Source organism: Providencia sp. PROV210 (genome assembly GCF_028479445.1).
Lineage (GTDB): Bacteria > Pseudomonadota > Gammaproteobacteria > Enterobacterales > Enterobacteriaceae > Providencia > Providencia rustigianii.
This window is the reverse complement of the sequence record NZ_JAMPNQ010000005.1, coordinates 53,677-79,528: the sequence shown is the minus strand read 5'-3', so window position 1 is coordinate 79,528 and position 25,852 is coordinate 53,677. Positions and strand designations below refer to the sequence as shown.

The 25,852-nt window shown below is 39.3% G+C and carries 23 protein-coding genes and 1 pseudogene; 12 read left to right on the top strand and 12 right to left on the bottom strand.

Annotation, left to right across the window (positions count from 1 at the left end; translation table 11 throughout):
* Positions 1-12: 12 nt before the first annotated feature.
* The gene (gene cdd / locus PR761_RS04530; protein WP_006812680.1) at positions 13-909 is read left to right on the top strand and encodes a cytidine deaminase; all 897 of its coding nucleotides are present in this window, start codon (positions 13-15) and stop codon (positions 907-909) included.
* A gap of 132 nt (positions 910-1,041) precedes the next feature.
* Here the strand turns inward: cdd and PR761_RS04525 are convergent, their stop codons facing one another.
* From PR761_RS04525 to PR761_RS04510, 4 genes are read right to left on the bottom strand one after another with little or no spacing between them, the layout of a single operon-like run.
* Positions 1,042-2,295, bottom strand: a complete 1,254-nt coding sequence (locus PR761_RS04525; protein WP_154611009.1) for a serine protease — start codon at positions 2,293-2,295, stop codon at positions 1,042-1,044.
* Positions 2,296-2,304: 9 nt separating this feature from the next.
* Complete coding sequence (locus PR761_RS04520) at positions 2,305-2,997, bottom strand: hypothetical protein (protein ID WP_006812682.1); 693 nt, start codon at positions 2,995-2,997, stop codon at positions 2,305-2,307.
* A 26-nt stretch (positions 2,998-3,023) separates the two neighbouring features.
* Entirely contained in the window at positions 3,024-3,635 is a 612-nt protein-coding gene (locus PR761_RS04515; protein ID WP_006812683.1) for a hypothetical protein, read from the bottom strand.
* On the bottom strand, positions 3,635-4,279 hold the full coding sequence (locus PR761_RS04510) for a hypothetical protein (RefSeq protein ID WP_154611008.1): 645 nt from the start codon (positions 4,277-4,279) through the stop codon (positions 3,635-3,637). The genes PR761_RS04515 and PR761_RS04510 overlap by 1 nt, the downstream gene beginning before the upstream one ends.
* 438 nt (positions 4,280-4,717) lie before the next feature.
* Here PR761_RS04510 and PR761_RS04505 point away from each other — a divergent pair, with 438 nt between their 5' ends.
* From PR761_RS04505 to sanA, 4 genes and pseudogenes are all read left to right on the top strand, one after another.
* Positions 4,718-6,415, top strand: coding sequence for an NAD-dependent malic enzyme (locus PR761_RS04505; RefSeq protein WP_006812685.1), 1,698 nt, complete (start codon positions 4,718-4,720; stop codon positions 6,413-6,415).
* 167 nt (positions 6,416-6,582) lie between these two features.
* A pseudogene (locus PR761_RS04500) lies at positions 6,583-7,458 on the top strand (rhomboid family intramembrane serine protease); the annotation flags it as partial.
* 24 nt (positions 7,459-7,482) lie between these two features.
* The gene (locus PR761_RS04495; RefSeq protein ID WP_230083586.1) at positions 7,483-8,601 is read left to right on the top strand and encodes a YncE family protein; all 1,119 of its coding nucleotides are present in this window, start codon (positions 7,483-7,485) and stop codon (positions 8,599-8,601) included.
* A 158-nt stretch (positions 8,602-8,759) separates the two neighbouring features.
* Positions 8,760-9,464 (top strand): outer membrane permeability protein SanA, encoded by a 705-nt coding sequence (sanA, locus tag PR761_RS04490; RefSeq protein ID WP_006812687.1) that lies wholly within the window; start codon positions 8,760-8,762, stop codon positions 9,462-9,464.
* Positions 9,465-9,472: 8 nt separating this feature from the next.
* On the opposite strand, the gene yeiB is transcribed toward sanA, so the two are convergent.
* Positions 9,473-10,642 (bottom strand): DUF418 domain-containing protein YeiB, encoded by a 1,170-nt coding sequence (gene yeiB, locus PR761_RS04485; RefSeq protein WP_126436540.1) that lies wholly within the window; start codon positions 10,640-10,642, stop codon positions 9,473-9,475.
* A gap of 3 nt (positions 10,643-10,645) precedes the next feature.
* Positions 10,646-11,305: a GTP cyclohydrolase I FolE gene (gene folE, locus PR761_RS04480; RefSeq protein WP_006812689.1), complete on the bottom strand. Its 660-nt coding sequence runs from the start codon at positions 11,303-11,305 to the stop codon at positions 10,646-10,648.
* 388 nt (positions 11,306-11,693) lie between these two features.
* On the opposite strand from folE, the gene moeA reads away from it, so the two are divergent.
* The 3 genes from moeA (at position 11,694) to PR761_RS04465 (ending at position 14,176) form a co-directional block, all read left to right on the top strand.
* Positions 11,694-12,935, top strand: a complete 1,242-nt coding sequence (moeA, locus tag PR761_RS04475; protein WP_115164095.1) for a molybdopterin molybdotransferase MoeA — start codon at positions 11,694-11,696, stop codon at positions 12,933-12,935.
* Between the two features lie 5 nt (positions 12,936-12,940).
* On the top strand, positions 12,941-13,687 hold the full coding sequence (moeB, locus tag PR761_RS04470; protein ID WP_071599536.1) for a molybdopterin-synthase adenylyltransferase MoeB: 747 nt from the start codon (positions 12,941-12,943) through the stop codon (positions 13,685-13,687).
* 153 nt (positions 13,688-13,840) lie between these two features.
* A complete protein-coding gene (locus PR761_RS04465; RefSeq protein ID WP_039853981.1) occupies positions 13,841-14,176 on the top strand; it encodes a zinc ribbon domain-containing protein YjdM in 336 nt (111 codons plus the stop codon).
* An 86-nt stretch (positions 14,177-14,262) separates the two neighbouring features.
* Here PR761_RS04465 and PR761_RS04460 read toward each other — a convergent pair whose 3' ends face one another.
* Entirely contained in the window at positions 14,263-15,861 is a 1,599-nt protein-coding gene (locus tag PR761_RS04460) for an ABC-F family ATPase (protein ID WP_039853983.1), read from the bottom strand.
* Between the two features lie 204 nt (positions 15,862-16,065).
* Positions 16,066-16,641, bottom strand: coding sequence for a TIGR00730 family Rossman fold protein (locus PR761_RS04455; protein ID WP_006812695.1), 576 nt, complete (start codon positions 16,639-16,641; stop codon positions 16,066-16,068).
* A gap of 302 nt (positions 16,642-16,943) precedes the next feature.
* Between PR761_RS04455 and rhtA the strand changes: the two genes are divergently transcribed.
* Positions 16,944-17,831, top strand: coding sequence for a threonine/homoserine exporter RhtA (gene rhtA, locus PR761_RS04450; RefSeq protein ID WP_006812696.1), 888 nt, complete (start codon positions 16,944-16,946; stop codon positions 17,829-17,831).
* A gap of 268 nt (positions 17,832-18,099) precedes the next feature.
* On the top strand, positions 18,100-18,603 hold the full coding sequence (gene dps, locus PR761_RS04445; protein WP_006812697.1) for a DNA starvation/stationary phase protection protein Dps: 504 nt from the start codon (positions 18,100-18,102) through the stop codon (positions 18,601-18,603).
* A gap of 55 nt (positions 18,604-18,658) precedes the next feature.
* On the opposite strand, the gene dinG is transcribed toward dps, so the two are convergent.
* A complete protein-coding gene (gene dinG / locus PR761_RS04440) occupies positions 18,659-20,770 on the bottom strand; it encodes an ATP-dependent DNA helicase DinG (protein WP_126436533.1) in 2,112 nt (703 codons plus the stop codon).
* Positions 20,771-21,013: 243 nt separating this feature from the next.
* Here dinG and PR761_RS04435 point away from each other — a divergent pair, with 243 nt between their 5' ends.
* Both PR761_RS04435 and sseA read left to right on the top strand, forming a co-directional pair.
* Positions 21,014-21,175 (top strand): hypothetical protein, encoded by a 162-nt coding sequence (locus tag PR761_RS04435; RefSeq protein WP_006812700.1) that lies wholly within the window; start codon positions 21,014-21,016, stop codon positions 21,173-21,175.
* 37 nt (positions 21,176-21,212) lie between these two features.
* A complete protein-coding gene (gene sseA / locus PR761_RS04430) occupies positions 21,213-22,052 on the top strand; it encodes a 3-mercaptopyruvate sulfurtransferase (protein ID WP_112836409.1) in 840 nt (279 codons plus the stop codon).
* Positions 22,053-23,104: 1,052 nt separating this feature from the next.
* On the opposite strand, the gene PR761_RS04425 is transcribed toward sseA, so the two are convergent.
* The 3 genes from PR761_RS04425 to rhlE all read right to left on the bottom strand — a co-directional run bounded on the left by PR761_RS04425 (position 23,105) and on the right by rhlE (position 25,804).
* Positions 23,105-23,353 carry a GlsB/YeaQ/YmgE family stress response membrane protein gene (locus tag PR761_RS04425; protein ID WP_006812704.1) on the bottom strand — a complete coding sequence of 83 codons (249 nt, stop codon included), beginning with the start codon at positions 23,351-23,353 and terminating at the stop codon, positions 23,105-23,107.
* 139 nt (positions 23,354-23,492) lie between these two features.
* Positions 23,493-24,452, bottom strand: a complete 960-nt coding sequence (dusC, locus tag PR761_RS04420; RefSeq protein ID WP_006812705.1) for a tRNA dihydrouridine(16) synthase DusC — start codon at positions 24,450-24,452, stop codon at positions 23,493-23,495.
* Entirely contained in the window at positions 24,452-25,804 is a 1,353-nt protein-coding gene (gene rhlE, locus PR761_RS04415; RefSeq protein ID WP_039853984.1) for an ATP-dependent RNA helicase RhlE, read from the bottom strand. Before rhlE ends, dusC begins: the two co-directional genes overlap by 1 nt.
* Between the last annotated feature and the right edge of the window lie 48 nt (positions 25,805-25,852).

Sequence of the window (25,852 nt, the reverse complement as noted above, 5' to 3'; positions counted from 1 at the left end):
GGAGAGTAACTCATGCATTCAAGATTTAAGTCCGCTTGGTCCGAACTTCCAGAAAAGTTACAGTCTGTACTTAAACCTATCATGGATAAGCCAGACTTTTCAGCCATGCTAACTGCTGAGCAAGTCAAACATATCAAAGCTGAAAGTGGATTCACTGACAGTGAGCTTGCATTTTTATTGCTACCATTTGCAGCGGCTTATGCTGTCACACCGATTTCTCACTTTAATGTGGGCGCAATCGCTTGCGGGGTTAGCGGTAATTTATACTTCGGCGCTAACATGGAATTTAGCCATGTTTCTATTGGTCAAACCATTCACGCTGAACAATGTTCAATTACCCATGCATGGTTAAAAGGCGAAAAACAGCTGACATCTATTACAGTTAACTACACGCCTTGTGGTCACTGCCGACAATTTATGAATGAGCTTCGTGAAGGCGGTAAAATCATGGTGCATTTACCACAGCGCCAAGCCGCAACATTACATGATTATTTACCAGATTCATTTGGTCCATCGGATCTGAATATCACCACCTTACTGCTTGATACTGTTGACCATGGCTATGCGAATCAAAGTCGTGATCGCTTATTATCTGCTGCAATTGATGCCGCAAATCAATCCCATGCACCGTACAGTAATTCTCATTCAGGTATTGCAGTGCAATTAAAAGATGGCTCTTTATTTACCGGGCGCTACGCAGAAAATGCTGCATTTAACCCAAGCTTGCCGCCACTACAAGCCGCTCTGATTATGGTGAATTTAGCAGGTAAAGATATTACATCGATTGATCAAGCGACTCTGGTTGAGAGGCAAGATGCGATTGTGCAACAGTGGTGTACAACAGAAAATACATTGCGCGCTTTAGGTTGCCAAAAAGTGGAACGTATTTATTTGGATGGGTCCATTTAACCGTTATTTAATTTAAACCATATTTAATTGAAAACAAATTAAATATTCAAAATTAAGACGGCGGTTATTGTAAGTTTATCAACTTCAATAACCGCCGTTTTTTATTAAAATATTATTGAGTGTGGATACAGACTAGAATGAAAATCTGGATGAAGGGCTGCTATAACCGCCACTATAGTTAAATTCAGGCATGCTGGGTACTTGTGGCACGCTAAAATCACGACTGAAAGAGCTTGATGAGTGGTTCATGGACGACATGTGGTCTCTTAAGTTATCAACGGTTCGATCCATCTGGCTCTCACCTATTTGAAAATCATTCGGCCTATATACACTCACAGGAAATCCTCGGTGTCCTGAAGATATTATTTCAATTGGTGCATGATTATTAGAATAACCAGCAGAAGGATTCCTGCTAATTACATCATCAACCATAGAGTTATATTTATCGATATTGGGTTTATAATTAACTGATGGGGAATTAAACAATCCGGTTTCTGGCAATATATAGGCGGGACGTTCAAGGTAATACTCAGTAAGTCGATTTTTATGCTCAAATTCTGTTTGTCCAACCCAATCCGTTTGTGTTGAATATTTGTCACTATTTTCGGATGGATGATCCCAAAAAGATAATCGGTTGGTTCCCCGATCAATTAATGGATTTCCCGTTTCATACACTAATGCTCTAGCTTCATTAAGACCGATTTCTAGGGAAGGTGATTCAAAAAAACCATATGTCTTTTTTAAAGTTATTGTCACACTATCTACTGCATTATCTATGTCTATCACTCTTCTCATCCAGCGATGAGTTTGTAATTGTTTATTTGCAGGTGCGTCATATAAACTTTCAAACATAATATTCATAGTGCTTAAACTTAATTCAGCCTCCTTTTCAGTATCACCTACTGCATCTAGCGCTTTTTGCCAGTACACCTCTCTATCTTTTTCATCAGGGATGACATTAAAAACAGGTTGTAAAGTCCACGCTTCCGCGGGTAATTTGTATCTCTCAAAAACACGCTCATGAAATGCCATTGCTTCTTTATAATTAATATCTCCTATTATTTCTGTAACACTATTTTGAAGTCTATTCCTTAGCGTATGTATATAAGCATAAGCCATATCAAAACGTATTTTTTCAAGCTTAACCTCATTATATATATGACCATTCTCAATTATAACTTCTTCTAAATAGTTTAGTGCAAATCTTCCTGAAAACGAATCTCCTTTAACGACACTATTTGCTAGTGGTGCATATCTGTCACCTTTACTAGCTAAATATTCATACATTAATTCAGGTTTTTTAGTCAATACTAATATTTTTAGAGCTTTTGATGTATCAGTCCACGTTAATTTTACACTTCCTTTTCTGTTTATTTCATTCCGCATATGTAACCTCTACTTTTTTATATGTTCATAAATGAAGTGAATAACATCACCCTTTACTTTATCCCAAATAGCTAAATCTTCAGATTTTATAATTACTTCAATTTTTATACCAATTTTAGGAATTAAAAAAAAACCATCACATCGGCTATAGATACCATCAGAAGGTACCCATAAACACTCAAATAAATCACTTACTCCATCATTATTTACCCTCCAATAATAACCATACCTATCATTTTCAGGATCAATATACTTGTTCATTTTCTTTAGTTTTACTTCATTAAAATATAAATTCAATTTTTCATTATATGAAACATCTCCTTTAACTTTCTCCTCTCCTCTATCAAGATAAATATATCGTTTATATTCAAGATAACCTTTAGGATCACCATCGAGTGGTTCAATAGAAAATCTAAGTTTTTGATTTTCCCCGTTTTCATTTATATCTAAAGGCTTCATGGCAGGCCAACTCATCACTAATGGTAAAACTCGAAAGTTTGCATCACAACCTTTTTTATTTTCTAAAAATCTTGAATCGAAATAACTATAACCTTCATATTCTGCAAAGGTGTAGACATAGTTGCTAGGTACTTCAATGATTGTATCGTTGAACCTCCCACAAACAAAACCTGGCCGATTATCTGCCATTGATATACTTGAAATTAATAAGATAAACATAGAAAAAATAAATTTTATTTTCATATTATGCACCTAAATTTTTCAGGGATTTATTTTTTATAAATAAAGCTCTCTTCAACCATCGTCATGGTTTTTTCCATTTCAATAACTAGGGGTATTTTTCTCATTCTATTTAACCAGCGTTGGCTTTTTTCCCGCTTTTCAATGGATGAACTTTCTGCCTCAGTCTTCATTTTAAACCACAAATCAACAAATATTTTCTCTGCCGATTTTCTTTCAGGATTAGAAATTATGTCTTTCCAAAATTCATCCCGTTCACTTTCATTAAAAACACCATAAATATCAGCAAAAAACCATGCATCATAAGGTAACCCTGATGCTTTAAATCCATTCTTATTAATAACAACTGCCTCATGAAAACTAATGCTTTCAGTTCTAACTTCTTGACCTTTATTCAGTTCAAGCCAATTTTTTAAATATGTTGCATAAGCTAATGCAGATTCAAAATGAAATTTTTCCATTGTTTCTTTTGATAATGGTTGATTATGTTCTTCCATAGTCACCTTCATATACTCAAGTATTATTATCGTAAAAATAGATATTTCATCTTTTTTTAGATTATTCGCTACAGACTGAAATGAGAAAAATAAAAAAGTGAAAATAAAAATAAATTTTTTATATTTATGAAATATTGCAGTCATTATTTACCGCTCTCAAATTTGGCTATAACATTTTCATTCCACATAAAATTAATTTTGTTATCAAGATAATTTATTGCTGGAATTTTTCTAACAATTGATAACCACCTCATACTTTTCTCTTGTTTTACTGATGGCAACTTTGTCGCTTCACTCATCATGGAATACCATATTTTCATTAACACGGTTATTTCTTCTTTTTTTCCACCTTTATTTATTGCATAGAGATAGCCTTTCCATATTAGCTCACTATCTTCTTCATCTAACGCCTCGAAAATAAAATGAAAAAACCATGCATCATGAGGTATATTCGCATCATCCAATGAATTATAATAAAGTTTCATCGCTTCTTTATAACCAATCTCTTCATTAAAGCATTTTTTATTTAGTTCAATTAAATCAAAGATAACCTCACTAAATTTATATTTACTGTAATCACTCTTTTTGATTACGTTTGATTTTATTTTTGATTCATATAAATACTTAAACTGTAATACAAAAAAAAGCCTAACCCCTCCTGTAACTTTATTTTTATCTTTAGTATAAAATTCATTCTGCTTAATGGATGTAACTTTATTTGATGACTTAAAATCCTGACAAGAGCATAAAAATAGCATTGATAAGATAACGATATATTTCCATTTCATAAGCACCACCAATTAATAATCATTTAAATCAGAAAAAAAACCTAAATGAATTAAAAACATGCCGCAATATATGATATATAAAAATATATTTAGTATGCTCAACATAAGAATACTTATCTCTAAATAATGACTAATACCTCACCAAACAGTTAAATAAATTTAATCCATATCAAAGTGATACCGAGCCTTGAAAAACTTGATATTGTTCTGGAGATAGAAATAACTTTGAATAAGCGTGATCCACTCGCTGTCATTTTGATGGGATTCCGTAGTAAAATCTTCACCTTGTTATAATTTTGTTAGCATATAGATAATAATACTCATCAAAACTTTTAACTGTTTTGTATCATTATTTACTGTACATATTTTTTGTTTAGCTTAGGATCTAACCTAATTTTCCTGACTGTTGTTTTTTAATCGTTCGAAGAGTGATATTTCATGGAACATGAACACGAAACAAAACGCCCTCTCTACATCCCCTATGCTGGTCCAATTTTACTCGAATTTCCTTTACTGAATAAAGGAAGCGCGTTTACAGAAGAAGAACGCGCAAACTTCAACCTGTACGGTCTTTTGCCCGAGCAAGTTGAGACTATAGAAGAACAAGTTGAACGTGCATATCGTCAATTGATTGATTTTAAAACAGATATTGATAAGCACATTTACCTGCGTAATATTCAAGACACCAATGAGACCCTATTTTATCGCCTGATTGATGCACATCTTACTGAAGTGATGCCATTAATTTATACCCCGACAGTGGGTGAGGCTTGTGAACATTTCTCTGATATCTATCGCCGCGCGCGTGGTTTATTTATTTCTTACCCAAATCGCGAATACATCGATGACATGCTGCAAAATGCAACCAAACAAAATGTAAAAGTCATCGTTGTCACTGATGGTGAGCGTATCCTCGGTCTTGGTGACCAAGGTATCGGCGGCATGGGTATTCCTATTGGAAAATTATCCCTGTACACCGCTTGTGGTGGAATTAGCCCTGCATACACCCTGCCAGTTGTTATTGATGTAGGTACCAATAACCCGCAGCGTTTAAATGATCCTCTTTATATGGGCTGGCGCCATCCTCGTATTACTGGTGAAGAATACGATGAATTCCTTGAGGAATTTATCCAAGCTGTAAAACGTCGCTGGCCAAATGTATTACTTCAATTTGAAGATTTTGCCCAGAAAAACGCCATGCCATTATTGAACCGTTACCGCGACGAGCTGTGCTGTTTCAATGATGATATCCAAGGAACTGCCTCCGTCACTTTAGGGAGCTTAATTGCCGCAAGTCATGCAGCTGGTAGTAAACTCAGTGACCAGCGGGTAACATTCTTAGGTGCGGGCTCTGCAGGTTGTGGTATTGCTGAACAAATTATTGCTCAGATGAAATCTGAAGGTCTAAGTGATGAAGAAGCACGCTCCCGTATTTATATGGTCGACCGTTTCGGATTACTGACTGATAAATTACCAAACCTATTAGATTTCCAAAGCAAACTGACGCAAAACAGCGCCAATCTACAAGATTGGGATGTAAACAGTGACGCAATTTCTTTATTAGATGTGGTGCGTAATGCGAAGCCAACCGTCTTAATCGGCGTGTCAGGTCAAGCGGGTCTATTCACAGAAGAGATCATCAAAGAGATGCACAGGCATTGTCCTCGTCCGATTGTCATGCCATTGTCTAACCCGACATCACGCGTTGAAGCTCGTCCGGAAGACATTATTAACTGGACTGAAGGCCAAGCATTAGTTGCAACGGGTAGCCCATTCCCACCAGTTTCTTATAAAGACCAAATTTTCCCAATTGCCCAGTGTAATAACTCCTATATTTTCCCGGGGATTGGTCTGGGGGTGATTGCATCTGGTGCAAAACGTGTGACGGATGCAATGTTGATGGCCGCGAGCCGAGCATTAGCAAGCTGCTCACCGCTAGCACAGCATGGAGAAGGTCCATTATTGCCATTGCTATCGGAAATCCAAGACGTTTCTCGGATTATTGCCAAGCAGGTGGCAAAAGAAGCGCAAGTTCAGGGTGTTGCTACGATGACATCTGACAGTGCATTAGATGAGGCTATTGAGCATAACTTCTGGCAACCAGAATACCGCACATACAAACGTACCTCATTCTAATCAGTTGTTTTGTCCCGTTAAAGAGCACTTCGGTGCTCTTTTTTATTTTCTAGTATTTTCTTTATTTCAATATTGTCTGAAAGTATCGCGTTTCTATAACTTGCAATTGAGATAGCAGACAGAGTTCTTTAAGATGCAAATATACCTTATTTGTATAGGATCCGCTCATGTCAGAGCCAACTGATTCAGTACCTACAATACCAACATCACCTCATAAATTTTCTCTTTGGGCTATCACTCTCACTCTGCTGATTGTGACTCTCAATATTGCTATCTATTTTTACCAGCTCAATTTTGCGGCTCCATTAGAATCCCAGGAATATAATTTATTGTTATTCGGGGCGAATGTTTATCAGTTATCCCTTACTGGGGATTGGTGGCGTTACCCTATTAGCATGGTATTGCACTCAGGCTGGGTTCACTTAGGGTTAAATACCCTTGCTCTACTCGTCATTGGTATTGAATGTGAACGCGCCTTTGGTAAATTTCGCTACCTTGCCATCTATCTATTTGCAGGGATTGTTGGTGCATTTGTTAGTGCAGCCTGGCAATACCAAGAGGCTCTTAATAGCGCCATGCGCCGCTTTGATATGATGTCATGGGGAAGCCTGCTTCAAAATGATAATACTGTCTATATTACGGTGAGCTTAGGGGCTTCTGGGGCAATCATGGGTTTAGCCGCAGCCTCTGTTATTGAACTTTTAAAGCGACTCAGCAAACCTGAACTCACTAAAGAAGCTCGCGATGCCCTTAAACGCCCGTTGTATAATATTATCGCCATGATAGCGTTAACCTTGATTAATGGGTTGCAATCTGGAGTGGATAACGCAGCGCATATTGGTGGCGCAGTGGCTGGTGCAGTGATTGGTTTTACTTTCGTTCTTATTCCCGCGAAAAAGTACCTATTAGATTTCATTTTAACTGTGATTATTGGTGGGGTTTTAGCCTTAGTTATCCATCAGCAATCATTTTCGATCGATGAAAGTCTTGTTGCTGAACGAGAATTTATCTACCAAGAACTGGATAAAGAGCTTAATTCAGCTAAGGCAGAGCAAGCTAAGCTAGTAATGGAAAAAGCTGCCGAAGAGGAGCTTGCATCACTCCCTACCGCTCAATCTGAAGAGCAAATTGCTGGTATTCGAGTTCAAGCTCCTGAATTCATTGAGCCCCGCTTTATTCTCAGTGATGATACCCACCAGCGGATCTTTATCACTGATGAGGAGGCTAATCTTGTTAGCGCATACTCTTCTGCTGATGGAAATTGGAAACTGCTGTTTACCATCAAACTCGTCCTGCCCAAAAATGATAATGGATGCAGCTCTAATCGCTGCCGAGGTATGGGGGCTTCTGGTGCTGCACTCAGTGCGGATGGGAAAAAACTGTATGTTGCCTCACTGTATCCAAACAGCGTCAGTATCATTGATATTGATACCCAAAAAGTAGAAACCAACATTGAAACGAGCTTTTTCCCACGCCAAATTTATGTGATGAAAAATAGTCAGCGTGCATTTGTAACCAGTGGCGTAGAAAACAGTATTGTGGTTATTAACCTCACAAGTAATACCGTTGAGAAAAAATTAACCTTCCCAAATAGCGAAGAGTACCAAGGCGCTTTTGGTGTTCAAATGCCAGCAGCATTATCTCCTGATGAAAAGCAGCTAGCGCTGTATGATAACGTTACTCAAGCGGCTTATCTTTTAGATACCCAAACCATGGCGTTTAGTGAAAAACCTTGGTTTACAGTAGAGGATTACCAAAATGCCGTTAGAGAGTTCTATTTTACACCTGATGGCCAATCGATTTGGATGGTCACGGACAGCCGTTTTGTTTTAGCCAATATTGATATGCCAACAAACCCGGTCACTGCATATCATTGGTGTGGCAATAACAGCGAAATTCAATATGGACAATACGGTATTAATACGGGTTTAAACCAAGCTTACTACTTGCCACAATATCCCAGTGAAGCTCAAGTTCCATTAGTTACCACGAGCCTAAAAACATTAAATATCCAGAATGTTCTACCTATCCCAACCAATGGTGAATATATTCAAGGATTAGCAGAAACGAAAAATGCTTGGGTAGTTACCTATCCAAAATCATTTTATGTGGTTGATAAACATAAATCTGTCGATAGGAACTCAATCAGCCCATTACTCTGTTTTGGGGCTATGCCGAGTGAGTAACTAAAAATGGCATCTCCAATATTATGCCGTCAACCGAAACAATATAAGCCATATTGACATGATTTTACGTTACGCGGCTTGCGTCACGAAATTAAGTCAAGTAGCCTATTAATTGTTATCAGTAATTATTATGGGCATTAATTATTCAAGGCGAGGACATGAGGAAACGTCTGCTTTATGGTCTACTAATATTGGCAGGGATAGCTTTCGCCACTGTTATTTTACTTGACCGTTGGATCAGTTGGGATACTGCGCCCTATATCTATGAAGATGTAGAGCAACTCCCTGCGCGGGATGTGGGGATGGTACTTGGTACCTCCAAATATTACGCATCAGGAGCAACCAATCTCTATTATACCAATCGAATCAAAGGTGCCGCTGATGCTTATCACAGTGGAAAAGTAAAATATTTGCTTCTCAGTGGAGATAACGGTGCTCATAACTATAATGAGCCGATCGCTATGCGCAAAGACCTGATTAAAGCAGGAGTTCCCGCTTCAAAAATTGTGCTCGACTTCGCAGGCTTTAGAACTCTAGACTCTGTTGTGCGTACCAAAAAAGTCTTCGATACCGATAACTTCACCATTATCACCCAGCGTTTTCATTGTGAGCGAGCGCTATTTATCGCTAAACATAAAGGAATTGATGCCCAATGTTTAGCCGTTCCAACGCCTGATGGTATGTTTAAGGTACGAATTCGCGAAGTTTTTGCCCGCCTTGGTGCCCTTGCAGACTTATATATTTTACAGCGCGAACCAAAATTTTTAGGGGAACAAGAATCCATTCCTGCGCCAATAAAAATGCCTGATGGAACTAAAGGTTATCCCGCAGTCTCTCCAGATGAGATCAGTAAGCTGAATTAAATTCTTGCTTACACAGCCTTCCCCAGTAATGCCGCCAATTTATTTGATAATTGGCGCCAACACCACTCAACAGGACCTTGCTTGAACCAAAACAACCAACAGTAAGAAAACAGTAAGTTAGCCATCCAAATGGGCAAGATAAACGCCAATAATTCCACTCGAGTAAAATGATAAAAATATCCTAAATAGTAAAAAATCGTGGTACAAATCAGCGTCTGAAGTAAATAATTACTCAACGCCATTCGCCCCACATTTTGAACTAATTTTGCGATCAAGCTGAGACTTAGAATATTCCAAAACCCATATATTAGGGCTATATAGCCTAAAGATTGTAGCGGAACCATCAATTCATTCACAATATACCCCAAAATTGAAGTCGAAAAATAACTCCAGCCCACAAGGCTTTGTAGATATAAAGAGATGATTTGTACCAATAACGAAGGAATAATTAGCATCCATGCCATCCGGCGATAATGTTGTTGGCTAAAGTCACCTTTTAACCAACCATTTTTGATCAATAGTGCACCGATAATCATCATGCTCAGTAATTGCCAACCGTATTGGATAACCAGCAATTCAACCATGGTTGCCATCTCATTTGCACGATAAGCAAACCCAGCCATCCCGCCAACTCGATGTTGCCACATTTCAATTAATGCTTGAGGCTCAGTGATCTGCCAGAAGCTGGTATCTGCTACCATGCTACCAATAATCAACAAAATCACGAGTCCAATCAAATAGAATGCAATCGCAATTTTTAATAATTTGTATTCATCATATAGGGATAAAAATGCAACTGCGATAAACCCCGTTAATGCATAAACCAATAAAATATCACCATCCCATAAACCGACACCATGAACCAGTCCAATGAATGCGAGTACAGTGAGACGGCAGCGATTCCACTTTATTGAGCGATATTGTAATAACCCAAGCGTCGCGCCAAAAAGTATCGAGAAGATACCGAGGAATTTTCCTTGAAAGAATAAATTGAAAAAGACCCAGACAGCAGCATCTGATTGTTCAACTTCAGGTGTGTAATAAGGATTGAGATAGGCCGCTTGTGGCAATGCAAAACCAAAGATATTCATGAGTAAAATACCGAGAATTGCAATGCCACGCACTGTATCAAGTTGCCCTATACGGCTTTTAGGGGCAACCGGAACTGTATTTATCATGGATTATAGATGGCGAACCGCACGTAAGAATTCTTGGCGTGTATTTTGACTTGATTTAAATAACCCGCCCAAAGATGTCGTTGTCGTTGCACTGGTTGCATCACGAACACCGCGGGCTTTTACGCAATAATGTACGGCATCGATTGAAACAGCAACGTTAGTTGTTCCCAGTAACGTTTGCAATGCGACTAAAATTTGCTGAGTTAAACGCTCTTGAACCTGTGGGCGCTGGGAAAAAAACTGAACAATACGGTTGATTTTGGATAAGCCAATCACGGTATCTTTTGGAATATATGCCACCGTTGCCTTACCGTCGATAGTCACAAAATGGTGTTCGCAAGTACTGGTTAACGTAATATCACGCACCGTCACCATTTCATCCACTTTCATCTTATTTTCAATGACAGTAATTTTTGGAAAATTCGCGTAATCTAATCCCGAGAAAATTTCATCGACATACATTTTAGCGATGCGGCGCGGAGTATCCGCTAAGCTATCATCGCTTAAATCCAAGTTCAGCAACTTCATGATCTCTGTCATATGCCCTTCAATCAGTTGCTTACGATCTTCACCTGATTTTGGTTGAATACGCAACGGTGTTTCAAGTCCTCGTGCTTCCAAAGCAGCATGAACTAATTCGGCCTCTTTACTCAGAGATGACATGTGATCCTCCACAGATGGTATATCTATTTATTATAAAAATGCAGGTGTGCGCGGTACTCTAAAACAGCAGATGCAGATAATCCAGCAATACATCAATAAGTCGTGTGAAATATTTGCAGGTTACCGCACGGATTGATTAAGAATACTAATCTAAGTTTAAATTACTATTTCATTATTTAAATGCATTTAATAACACACTTTATTTTAGCTTTTTTATCTAAAACCCTGTACCCACGAATGAAAGAATCTAAATCGCCAAACAATCTGCCCAAAAGCTATCTGCAATCAATTTCTATTCATTCACCCAATGCCCGATATCTGCCATAATACCGCCAACGAATCTATTCTCAGCCTCAAGGCCAATAACTATAGTGAGGGGTAACTATTTATGGACCAGTGCCATACTAACGATTTGATTTCTCTAGAGCTTGCACTAGAAAAACTTCTTTCTCAAACCACCACAGTGACTAGCACAGAAATCATTCCACTTACTGAGTCTGCCCAACGAATTATTGCTGAAGACCTGATTTCTCCCATCAATGTTCCTCCTTTTGATAACTCAGCGATGGATGGCTATGGCCTACGCTTTGCGGATTGGGATGGAAAAACGCCGATGCCTGTTGCCGGTAAATCCTTTGCAGGAAATCCAATGGTTGGAGAGTTACCAGCAGGATGCTGCGTGCGGATCATGACAGGCGCGCCGATCCCTAAGGGTGTCGATACCGTCGTCATGCAAGAGTCGGCAGAACAGACTGAACAAGGTATTATTTTTACGGAGAGTTTTAAGCTAGGCAATAATATTCGTAAAGCTGGAGAAGATATTACTGAAGGCAGCGCAGTGTTCCCTTCAGGTACTCTACTGTCTACCGCTCAATTACCGTTAATTGCCTCTTTGGGCATCGCTAATGTGAAAGTTCAACGCCGCTTGAAAGTCGCTGTATTTTCAACTGGTGATGAGCTACAAGCCGTGGGACAGCCCCTTGCCGAAGGGCAAATTTATGATACTAACCGTTTTGCTGTACGCCTAATGTTAGAAAAGTTAAATTGCGAAGTTTTAGATTTTGGCGTGATCCCTGATTCACCGGAGAGATTAAAACAAACCTTTATTGAAGCTAATCAGCAAGCTGATTTAGTCATCAGCAGTGGCGGTGTTTCTGTTGGCGAAGCCGACTATACCAAACAAATTCTTGACGAACTGGGGCAAATTGGCTTCTGGAAACTAGCCATTAAACCGGGTAAACCATTCGCATTCGGCAAACTAAGTTCCGCATGGTTTTGCGGCTTACCAGGCAACCCCGTTTCCGCAGCACTCACTTTCTACCAATTAGTACAGCCATTAATTGCGCGACTGTCAGGCCATAGTCAATGGAAAGCCCCTGTACGCTTTAAAGTCCCAGTCACTACCCCACTAAAAAAATCACCGGGTCGACTTGATTTCCAACGCGGTATTTTAAGCACCAATGAACAAGGTCAACTTCAGGTCTCTACGACAGGTCACCAAGGCTCGCATATCTTCAGCTCATTCAGCCAAGCTAATTGTTTTATTGTATTAGAACGTGAGCGTGAGAAAGTCACTGCGGGTGAAATGGTGGATGTCGAAATGTTCAATTACTTATTAAAAAGTGAGTGAGCGCCGTGCAAGAACTTAGTGATCAGGAAATGCTACGCTATAACCGCCAAATCATCCTGCGAGGGTTTGATTTTGATGGGCAGGAAAAGCTAAAGGCAAGTAAAGTTCTGGTTATCGGATTGGGCGGTCTTGGCTGTGCAGCGACTCAATATCTTGCTGCTGCTGGTGTTGGACACTTATCATTAGTGGATTTTGATACGGTATCCCTATCCAATTTACAACGCCAAATCCTGCATCGTGACGCCACGATAGGCGAGCCAAAAGTGGATTCTGCAAAAGCACAACTTGCTGCTATCAACCCGCATATTAAGATCGAGACATTCAATGCTCAACTCGACGAGCAACAACTTGATACATTAGTCAGTCAACATCAGGTCGTACTGGATTGTACCGATAATGTGGCTATTCGCGAGCAACTCAACCGCCTCTGTTTAGCCCATAAAATACCGTTGGTTTCTGGCGCAGCAATTCGCATGGAAGGTCAATTGTCCGTGTTCACCTATGAAGATGGAATGCCTTGTTATCACTGTCTTAGCCGGCTTTTCGGTGAAAATAGCTTAACCTGTGTTGAAGCTGGCGTTATGGCGCCATTAGTCGGTACGATCGGTACATTAGAAGCGATGGAAGCCATCAAATTACTCACCCAATATGGGAAAGTAAATACTGGTAAAGTGCTGTTATTTGATGCAATGACACTAGATTTTCGCCAATTTAAACTGAGTAAAGATCCTCATTGTGAGGTCTGCAAGTAACTTTTTATGGCGAGGGCTTTCCTCGCCATTGATTAAATCAAAATTAGGAATATTCCTAAAAATTCATTTTTCTCTTCTTTCATCTTATACTATCCCCCTTTCGGGAAGCCTTGGTTGTCCCTATCTATTTGAACTATTACTGAGAGCATGAATATGTCACTCCCTCCTTGCCCAAAATGTCAGTCTGAATACACCTATACTGACAACGATATGTATATCTGCCCTGAGTGTGCTCATGAATGGAATGATGCAGAGCCTGCCACAGAAATTGATGAACTGATTGTAAAAGATGCGAATGGCAATTTATTAGTCGATGGCGATACCGTCACTGTCATCAAAGATCTGAAGGTGAAAGGAAGTTCATCTATGCTGAAAATCGGAACTCGCGTAAAAGGGATCCGTTTAGTCGAAGGTGACCACAATATCGATTGTAAAATCGAAGGTTTCGGTCAAATGAAGCTGAAATCTGAGTTTGTGAAGAAAAACTAGTTTTACCTAAAAGTTAAAAAGCCCCATTGATTGGCTATTTTTAAGGAATAGTCTTTATCAACGGGGCTTTTTTAATGACTTAAATATTAGAGAGTGACGCCTTGGCTTTTCAGATACTCATCATAAGTACCTTTGAAATCAATAATTTTATCTTCTCTAATTTCAAGGATGCGTGTTGCCAATGAACTGACGAACTCACGGTCATGGGATACAAAGATCAACGTCCCTTGGTAGAGTTCCAACGCTAAGTTCAATGATTCAATAGATTCCATATCTAAGTGGTTAGTTGGCTCATCCATAAGTAGAATATTTGGTTGTTGCATCATTAACTTACCAAATAACATGCGCCCTTGTTCACCACCGGATAAAACAGATACTTTTTTCTTGATATCATCTTGAGAGAACAGTAAGCGACCTAAAATACTGCGTACTGCTTGCTCATCATCGCCTTCACTTTTCCACTGGCTCATCCAATCAAAAACATTCAGGTCAGTTTCAAATTCATCTGCATGATCTTGCGCATAGTAACCAATGCTGCTGTTTTCCGACCATTTGACCATACCGCTCGTTGGGGCTTTTTCCCCCATAAGGGTTTTCAAAAATGTTGTTTTACCGATACCGTTGGCACCGATGACAGCCATTTTTTCGCCAACTTCCAATAATAAATTCACATTTTTAAACAGAGGTCCTTGGTCATAACCATTTGTTACCGCTTCTAATTCTAAGGCGTTACGGAACAGTTTTTTCTCTTGTTCAAAACGAATGAATGGGTTTTGACGGCTGGAAGCTTTTACATCATCCAGTTGAATTTTATCAATTTGACGAGCACGAGAAGTCGCCTGTTTTGATTTTGATGCGTTAGCACTAAAGCGGCTAACAAAAGATTGAAGCTCGGCAATTTGCGCTTTTTTCTTCGCGTTATCCGATAATAAACGCTCTCTTGCTTGAGTTGCTGCAATCATATATTCATCATAGTTACCGGTGAACAGACGTAATTCACCGTAATCTAAATCTGCCATATGCGTACAAACAGTATTTAAGAAGTGTCTATCATGGGAAATAATGATCATGGTGCAGTTACGATCATTAAGAACTTGCTCTAACCAGCGAATCGTATCGATATCCAAGTTGTTGGTTGGCTCATCCAGCAATAAAATATCAGGATTAGAAAACAGCGCTTGAGCCAAAAGTACACGTAGTTTCCAACCGGGTGCAACCTCACTCATCGGGCCATAATGCTGCTCAACGGGAATGCCAACGCCTAATAATAACTCGCCTGCACGAGATTCAGCACTGTAACCATCCATCTCACCGTAAGCAACTTCCAGATCAGCAACACGATAGCCATCTTCTTCGCTCATTTCTGGCATCGCATAAATTCTGTCGCGTTCTTGCTTAACGCTCCACAACTCGCCATGCCCCATGATGACAGTGTCTAAGACAGTGAACTCTTCAAATGCAAATTGGTCTTGGCGTAATTTACCAATACGTTCGTTAGGATCTGTGGTGCTCACGTTACCTGCGGTTGGTGTTAAATCCCCGCCTAAAATCTTCATGAAGGTTGATTTACCCGCGCCATTCGCGCCGATTAAACCGTAACGATTGCCCGTTCCAAATTTAACTGAGATATTTTCAAACAGTGGCTTACTGCCAAACTGCATAGTGATATTGTTGGTTGTTAACACTGCGATGCCTTAAATTAATCTTTGTAGCGTCATTGATGAGCTCAGCTGATGACTGACCTTCAGTGACTTGAAGTACGATAGGGATAAATAGCCGCGCATTATGCCATAATTGAACGCTTAGATCTTGTTCTGTTTTTGTTAATGCGCGAGCTAAAAATAGGGGACTGATGAAGATAGGAATTTACACCACAGCCATAAACTCAATTAATCATAAGTTTTCACTGGTGGAGCAACATAAGTCTCAAATTGGTCTAACAGGCTAGCAGGAGTGGACTCAACGATTGCCATATGACGATATTTTTCATGTAAAAAGCCTTCATCTGCCATTTTATTGGTCATATCAATCAATGGTTGCCAAAAATTGTTAATATTAAATAGCCCACACGGTTTAGTATGTAAGCCAATCTGGCTCCATGTAAACACTTCACTGTATTCTTCTAATGTCCCGTATCCACCGGGCATAGCAACAAATGCATCCGCTAACTCAATCATTTTGCTTTTACGTTCGTGCATAGTTTCTACGCGATACAGCTCAGACAAATTTTTATGGGAAATTTCACGCTGCTCAAGTAACGATGGGATCACCCCTATCGCTTTACCACCTAAAGATAAAACGGTATCCGCAACAATACCCATGATGCCCACGCTAGCGCCACCGTACACTAACGTAATATCACGTTTAACCATTTCTTTCGCAAACTCAATGGCTTGGTTTTTATAAATTTCGTTAGAACCCAAGCTTGAACCACAATAAACCGCCACACTTTTAATTTTTTGCATCTTATTCTCTTTCTTCCTATTCTCATTTTTCTACTGAGCGAACTTACAAGGTTCCCACAAGAAAGCTTAACTCTCAATCTTTAGCATCATATTATTAACTGATTATCTTAAATGAAATAATAAATCGCAATTAAACACCTCTTGAATAAAGCAATATAAACTACTTACGTTCTATGAGATAATTGCCCACATTATGCTTGCTTAGGGTAAATAGACTCGCAAGTGGTACTTTATTTATAGATTTACCCACTTTGACTGTAAAAAACTGCTGGGTTTTATCGTTTTTTGAGGTTTATTTATTCATGTCTGCCGATACTAAAAAGAGTGCATTTCCATTATTGCCAATAGGGTTACTATTACTTGCAATGGCCTCTATTCAAAGTGGCGCCTCTTTGGCTAAAACATTATTTCCACTTATCGGCGCTCCAGGGGTGACAGGCTTACGTCTATTATTAGCCACAATTATCCTATGTGTGATTTTTAAACCTTGGCGCTTAAATTTCAGAAAAAGCTCTTTAGTCCCTCTACTCGCTTATGGTTTGTCCCTCGGAACCATGAACTACCTATTTTATTTGGCACTAGAACGAATTCCTTTAGGCATTGCCGTCGCCCTAGAGTTTACAGGCCCCTTAGCTGTTGCGATGTTTTCATCGCGCCGTCCTATCGATTTTTTATGGATTGGACTTGTCATTACTGGGCTACTCTTCTTATTGCCTATTGGTGATGAAATTAACGCTATTGATCCTTTAGGTGCAGCATATGCTTTAGGTGCGGGTGTATGCTGGGGGACTTATATTATTTTCGGAAAACGTGCAGGAGCCGGTTATGGTGCAGCAACCGTTGCGGTTGGCTCACTCATTTCCGCATTAATTTTCTTCCCGATCGGCTTAATGCAGACTGGGGTAGAAGCCATGTTTGACCCAGCTATTTTACCCATTGCACTTGCCGTCGCTATTTTGTCTACGGCATTTCCTTATACATTGGAAATGATCGCATTAACTAAACTTCCTGCGCGAACTTTTGGCACATTAATGAGCCTAGAGCCTTGTATGGGTGCATTTTTAGGTATCGTATTCTTACAAGAACACTTAACCATGACCCAATGGCTAGCTCTGCTCTGTATTGTATGCGCCTCTATTGGTTCCACCTCTACTGCGGTACCAAAATCTAAAATAAAAGAAGTCTCATAGCGTCCTATAAAATATAGATTATTTATTTTAAATAAGGTTAGTAAGAAATTACTAACCTTATTTCTCATCATGAATAATTAAATATTCATTCATCAAACTGACATATAAATTAATTATTTTATCCTCATCCCAACATCCTCAAAAATCATCTATCGAGCGCACCTATTAAAGTAATCGATTATTACTTTATGACAAACTCAATTTAATCTTTTATATTTATCTACAGACAAAATAATTGAATGAATTTATATTTAAGAGAGGAAACATTATGAATACTGCAAAATTATTTAAAACCTCTTCAAGCGAACTTTTATATAGCCGTAATGATATTGAAGACAGCGTAAAACTTGAAACTATCAATATATTGAACATGATGGTCGTCCATTTTACCGATCTTTCTCTGATCACAAAGCAAGCACATTGGAACCTGCGTGGTCGTAACTTTATTGCCATACATGAAATGTTAGATAGTTTCAGAACTACGATTGTTGAACATCTTGATGAGTTTGCAGAGCGTGTTGTACAACTTGGAGGCATCGCAACAGGAACTGTCCAGCAAGTGAATAAATTTACTGCTTTGGAAGCTTATCCTCTTGATATTCATTCAGTTCAGGATCATTTAAAAGCCTTAGCCGATCGTTATGCAGTAGTCGCTAATGATATCCGCAAGGCGATTGATGACGTTGAAGATGAAAATACAGCAGATATGTTTACTGCCGCATCCCGTGATTTGGATAAATTCCTGTGGATGTTAGAAGCCAATATAGAGTAGTGTCGTAAAATAGAGTCATATAAATTGACCATGAGACCACTTCGGTGGTCTCTTTTTATTTATCTATTTTCGGCATTTCGGGTTGCTCTATGGGAAAAATAGGTAATGAATTTAATAAGCGTTTACCATAATTCTTTGTTATTAAGCGCTTATCATAAATAATAATTTCACCATAGCATTCATGACTGCGAATTAAACGCCCTGCTTGCTGAATCAAATTAAATGAAGCACTGGGTAAACTCTGTACCTCAAATGGATAACGTTTTAGTGATTTTAACCAATCCCCTTCAGTGATAATGACAGGATTAGTCACTGGTGGAAAAGCTATCTTATGGATATGCACCTGAGTTAAGTACTCACCTTTCAGATCTAACCCCTCAGAGAATGACTGTAGACCAATCAAAGCACTTGTTTGCCCTTGCTTAATACGTTCACAATGGGTCTCAACCAGACGATATCGAGGCTGGTCACCTTGAACTAAAAGTTGTAGACGTAAATCTTTTACATGTTCTAAAAAGCCGTCCATTGCTCGTTGGCTACTGAATAAAACCAGCACACCTCGATGATTTCCCTGCGTAAATTGATGGCGAAAAAATGCGGCCATTTCTTCTAAATGCTGAGCTTCAGTTACCATTGTTGGCTCATATTGCATTTTAGGGATAATAATTTTGCCTTGCTCTACATGATTAAAAGGTGAAGAAAGCGTAACAAAACGGTCATCACTTTTTTCAGATAACCCCGTTAATTCCATAAAACGAGAATAACTATTTAATGAACGCAATGTCGCGGAAGTAATAACAATATGAGGTACATTTCGCCACAGCAGATGCTGTAATTGTTCACTAACACGGATCCCAGCACAGTGCAGAAATATCCGTGACTGATTTTTTTCATAACGTCGGCTGAGCCATTTTGAAATAGGCGCCCCAGAACTTTGATCTAGGGAAGCTAAGCGCCATAACTTTGCCATATTTTCAAAGTAACCCATGGCGCGGCTAGTCACTAAGATTGAACGGTGTAAACGGACAATATCCTGCTTGGCGGTTTGCTCAGTTAAATCATTTAAAATAGATTCGGATAAACCACGTAATGCATCGGTTAACTTAAAAAGCTCCTGACAGCATAATTGCATCGCTTCAGGTAACACGCCCATTGGAAATAAATACTCAGGGTCTTTTGCAGTTTCCGGCAATAACCCATTCGCTAATAACGAAAAATCACGAAAACATTCTCTCAGTTTTTCAGCATGTAATTGTAATTTTTCTGGATTAGCTAATTTAGGGGGCTTCGCTGGACGAAATTGAGCCATATATTGCCCCACATGATGGAGAAAATTATCCACCTGTGCCGTAATTTGAACTAACGTAATTTCCCCTTCAACTTCTAGCGAGTCCCTTGCTACATCTGGGATATGATGCCCCTCATCAAGCACTAATAGCAATTTTTTAGGATCAGGTAAAACAGATTCGGTTTCCATTGCAGCCATCACCAAAGCATGGTTTGCAACAACCACATCGGCATCTTCAATTTCACGGCGAGCAATAAAGAACGGACAACGCTGATAGAACTGGCAGTTACGTCCAAGGCAGTTCATTTTATCTGTACTTACCTTGCGCCAGAGACTATCGCTAAATGCCCGTTTGTGATGATCCCTTAACCCATCCCAAGTAAAACTGTGAAAATCATTACGCAGTTGCTGACACATAGCCCGCTCTTCACTACTGGCGATTTCCGTTTTGTCCTCTACCAATAACATTAAGTCTATTTGCTCCCCTTCCGCAGCACAGATGGCTTCTAAATTGCGAGGGCAGACATAACGAGCACGTCCGAAAGCGCCTGTAAATTTAAGGTCGGGAATGATTTTACTCAACAAGGGTAAATCTTTACTAAAAATTTGATCTTGCAGCGCGACGTTAGCCGTACTCACGACTAACGTTTTTCCTTCTTCTCGCCCAACAGCAATACCCGGAATTAAGTAAGATAATGTTTTTCCTACCCCCGTCGGTGCTTCAATGACTAAATGCCGCCCATCTTCATCAGCTAAATTTTTAGCGACTTCAGCAATCATTTGACGCTGAGGAGCCCGAGGTATAAAACCATCTATTTGTTCTGATAGCCCTTTATACCATTGGGTTATTTGCTGTTTTACTGTATTTGATAGGGACATAAATTACGCAGGCGACCAAGTTAGGGAGATAACATAACTAATTAGGATCAGGAAGAAAAAAGCCTAATCCACTTTTTGCGAAACCGTTCGCAAAACTACTGTATTAATACCCATTATACACAAATTTTGGAAAGCCTTTCGCAAAACCCCAATTTCATCGTAAGAAAAAAGCCCGTTTAACTTGTTTGCAAGAACCATCCAGTTATACTTTGGTTTCTTAAATTATGACTTAGGCAATAAAAAATGAAAAAGTTTGTCATCGCATTTTGCGCTCTGTGCGCGTTGAGTTCAGTTGGCGGAATTGTGTTAGCTGGCATGAATATCTATACACGCTCCACCACGCCTTTAGAGCAAAATCAAACTCAATCATCATCTATATTACCTGCGCCTAATCAAATCAATTAATAGCGAGTTAATTATCAATCTGGGATGGAGAACGCTTATGTACAACGATTATTTTGTTACGCCACAATGGTTAAATACACACCTTTCAGATAGCAATATTGTGGTACTTGACGTTTCAACTCCACCGCCAACTGCACCTTATGACTGTTACCAACATTATCTAGACGAACATATTCCGAATGCCCAATTTTTTAATCAAGATGAGGTTGCTGACAAGACAATTGATCTTCCTCATATGTTGCCAGATGAGAAAACCTTCAGCCAAGCTGTTAGCTTGATGGGTATTGGTAATGATACCCAAGTTATTATTTATGCTCAGAATAATTTATTTTCTTCTCCTCGAGCATGGTGGACATTCACAACGCTAGGCTGTAAACAGGTCAAAATACTTGCTGGCGGCATAACGGCATGGAAAGAGGCTGGTTTCGCGACTCAATCAGGTAAAGTCACACCTCCACCAGCACAACAGTTTATTGCAAGCCGCCAAGATGCGAATGCATTAAGCCAGCAACAAATGCTTGATATCGTTAACCAAGGTCAAGCGCAAATTATCGATGCCCGTGCAGCGGCTCGTTTTTTAGCTCAAGCACCAGAGCCTCGCCCCGGCTTAAGAATGGGGCATATTCCAGGCAGTAAAAACGTACCTTGGGATTTACTTGTCGATAATGGCGAATACCGAAATCCAGAACAGCTCGCAGCTATTTTTGCTGAACACGGTGTAGATATCCATGCTCCTTCAGTAACAACCTGTGGTTCTGGTATGACAGCCGCTGTCGTATTAATGGCACTAGTTCTGCTCGGTAATCATAATGTACGCCTTTATGATGGGTCTTGGGCTCAATGGGGGCAAGATAACGGTCTCCCAATCGAACCCTAATTATTTGGCTTCCTCATATTAAAAATTATCTATGAGGAAGCTATTTATTACTTATCCACTTTAAAATATTTTTATTATAAATATTTAATAAAATAATTAACGGCTTCAATTTAAATGGAGCACCGTATTCATGAACATACCATGGAATTTATGGGTTATAAACCTAGGTACTTTATCCACTTTTATTGGTACAACAGCAACATTATGGGTTTTATTACAAACAACAAATTTAACAGTTAAATTTAATCAAAAGGCTTCCTTTTATTTTCATAAAGATAAGTTAAACCGATTGCTAAATGATTATTTTACTATGATATCAGAATCTCAATTCAACAATGAAAACTCGCATAAAATAATGTTGCATCGAAAGATATTATCATTACATAATTACATTTCGTTCATCGACACAAAAGATAAAAAATTATCGGCATTAATAAATCAATATATTATTAATACTAAATGTATTTTATCCATAAAAAACTATGATGAAATAACTTACTTTCTTCACTTAAGATATTTAGATGAAGTTACTATATTACTGGATTACATAAATAATACTCTTAGTATTTCGGCAAGAAAGATATGAGGTCATCAAATGGACTATAATGATAATAAGATAATCTGTAATATATTAATGAACAGCTTAAAAAAAGAAATCCTATGGCAACAGACAGTTAATATGCACCTAGTGATATTTAAGAATTCAAATCGATATATTACAAGTTGCTTTAATACAATAAATTTAGAAAATATGACTTTCTATCTATATTCTTATCGAACATTAGAGTTTGACCCAGTATTAGAAAATCATATTAATGTTGGAAAAATGTCTCTTTCCCTTATTGAAAATAACTATATTACTTGGCACTACTCAAAAAATGGGTTTCTTATACAAAAGCTATTTGAACATATGTCACTAAACATTTCATCTATCCAAAAATTCGTATAATCAAGAGATTCCATGCAAAAAAATTAAAGCCACATGTTATTTAGCAAAATTCATAACATGCGGCTTTAATCATTATCTAGTTATTCAGAGAAAATACAGTGCTCTATTTGATAAACATTCCGGCTAAAAATAGCACCACTATTGCGCCAATAACTGCGACAATAAAACTACCAAAATTAAAGCCATCGACCTTACCTTTGCCAAAGAAAGTACTAATGTACCCCCCAACAACCGCACCGACGATCCCTAATACTGTCGTCATGATAAAACCCATCTGATAGGTTCCTGGCATAAGCCATTTCGCTAAAACACCGGCGATTAAACCAAACACGATCCAAGCAATAACTCCCATTTGACGCCTCCGAAATGTAAGTTGCACTAAATAAATGCTTTAGTTGGTTGCATACAGTGATGACCTATTATTCATTTAATCACCGCCATACACTTTATATTAAAGACTGTATCTCAAATTTTGGCAAATTAGTTCTTTTTTAGATGGCTGATATCGAGCCATATTCAACATGATGAGCAATAACTTCAGCAATTTGACTCGCATTTTTTAATGCTCTTACTTGAGAAAATAACGTATCCGCTTGCGGGTACTCTTTACGCAGATAACCTAACCACTGTTTGATACGTGCGGCATGATAGTGTCCAGTATCACCTAGCTTTTCTAACTCGGTGTACTTAAACAATAACTTTCCAACCTGTTCCCAAGGCATTTGAGCAACATTCTGCTTAATCACTCGACTTAAATTTGGAGTATTTAGCGCGCCACGACCAATCATAATAGAATCACATCCAGTAATTTCCATGCATCGTTTGGCACTTTCATAGTCCCAAATTTCCCCATTGGCGATCACTGGAATAGACAATCTTTGGCGAATATCACCAATTGCCTGCCAATTAATACACTCTGCTTTATAGCCATCTTCTTTGGTTCGACCATGAACTGTCAGCTCAGTTACCCCCGCTTGTTGAGCAGCATCCGCAATTTCATGCGAAAATTGGCTACTATCCCAACCAAGACGAACTTTGACAGAAACAGGAAGCTCTTTAGGCACGGCATCACGCATCGCTTTTGCAGCGCGATATATCGACTCTGGTTGCTTCAAGAGCGTCGCACCACCGCCACTTCCATTTACCGTTTTTGATGGGCAACCACAATTGAGATCTACCCCCCATGAACCCAGTTCAATAGCGCGGTTGGCATTTTCAGCCAACCATTCAGGATGCTGCCCTAACAGCTGCACCCTAACTAACGTTCCTGAAGGTGTTCGACTACCATGACGTAGCTCAGGACATAACCGATAGAAAGTTTTTTCCGGCAATAACGTATCTACGACTCGCACAAACTCAGTAATGCACAAATCATAATCATTCACTTCGCTTAATAAACTGCGAACTAAAGAGTCAAGAACCCCCTCCATCGGGGCTAATAACACACGCATTAGCTTTCACTGCGCCCCTGTTTCACTCTTTTTTGTGCGCTTTTCCATGGTGAACCGGAAGAAGCCTCAGATTTACCTTTGCCTGCATTAGCGTTACCGCGACGAGGGCGGTCATTGCCACGGCTTCCTCTATCATTGCCACCACGATTTTCTGAAGGGCGGCGATCATTACGTTGAGACGGTTTTTGAATAGGTTCAGCTTTGATTGAAGGATCTGGCTCATAACCATCAATCGCCATAACTGGAATGGATTTTTTCAGTAACTTTTCAATATCTTTAAGTAACTTAACTTCATCAATACAGACTAATGAAATTGCCTGACCAGTTGCTTCTGCACGCCCAGTACGACCGATGCGATGGACATAATCTTCAGCCACATTCGGTAGCTCAAAGTTAACAACATGTGGAAGTTGTTCAATATCCAAGCCTCGTGCTGCAATATCTGTCGCAACTAATACGCGAATATCCCCTGATTTAAAATCAGCTAAAGCGCGGGTACGTGCTCCTTGGCTTTTATTACCATGAATTGCGGCGGATTTTATTCCATCCTTATTCAAGTGCTCTGCTAAACGGTTAGCACCATGTTTAGTTCGAGTAAACACTAACACTTGCTGCCAATTCTCACGTCCAATCATGAACGAGAGTAATTCAGCTTTACGTTTTTTATCGACCAAGTGAACATACTGAGTCACTTGCTCTGATGCCGAATTACGTGGAGCCACTTCAATAGAAACTGGATTATTAAGCAATTTACTCGCCAGCTGTTTAATATCATCCGAGAAAGTTGCAGAAAACAGTAAATTTTGACGCTTTTTAGGTAATTTAGTGATCACTCGGCGAATATCGTGAATGAATCCCATATCTAACATTCGGTCAGCTTCATCCAACACTAAAATTTCTACCTGTGACAGATCCACTGCATTTTGATGTTCTAAATCCAGTAAACGACCAGGCGTAGCGATTAGTACATCCACGCCACTGCGAAGTTTCATCATTTGAGGGTTAATGCTGACACCACCAAATACGACGAACGAGCGAATATTTAAGTGGCGGCTATATTCTTTAACATTCTCTGCCACTTGAGCCGCTAATTCTCGAGTTGGTGTTAAAATTAATGCTCGAATTGGTCGACGATTATTTCCACTGCGTGGCGCATCAACGAGCTTCTGTAAAATAGGTAAAGTAAAACCTGCGGTTTTACCTGTCCCTGTTTGAGCACTGGCTAATAAGTCATTGCCAGCCAAAACTGCTGGGATAGCTTGTTGTTGAATAGGCGTAGGGCTGTCGTAGCCTAATTCATTAATGGCACGCAAGATTTCCTCGTTTAACGCGAGGTCAGAAAAACTAGTCAAGTTATTTACTCCGGGCTTCACCGCTTCAAATTTTTGGGCAGCTCTAGG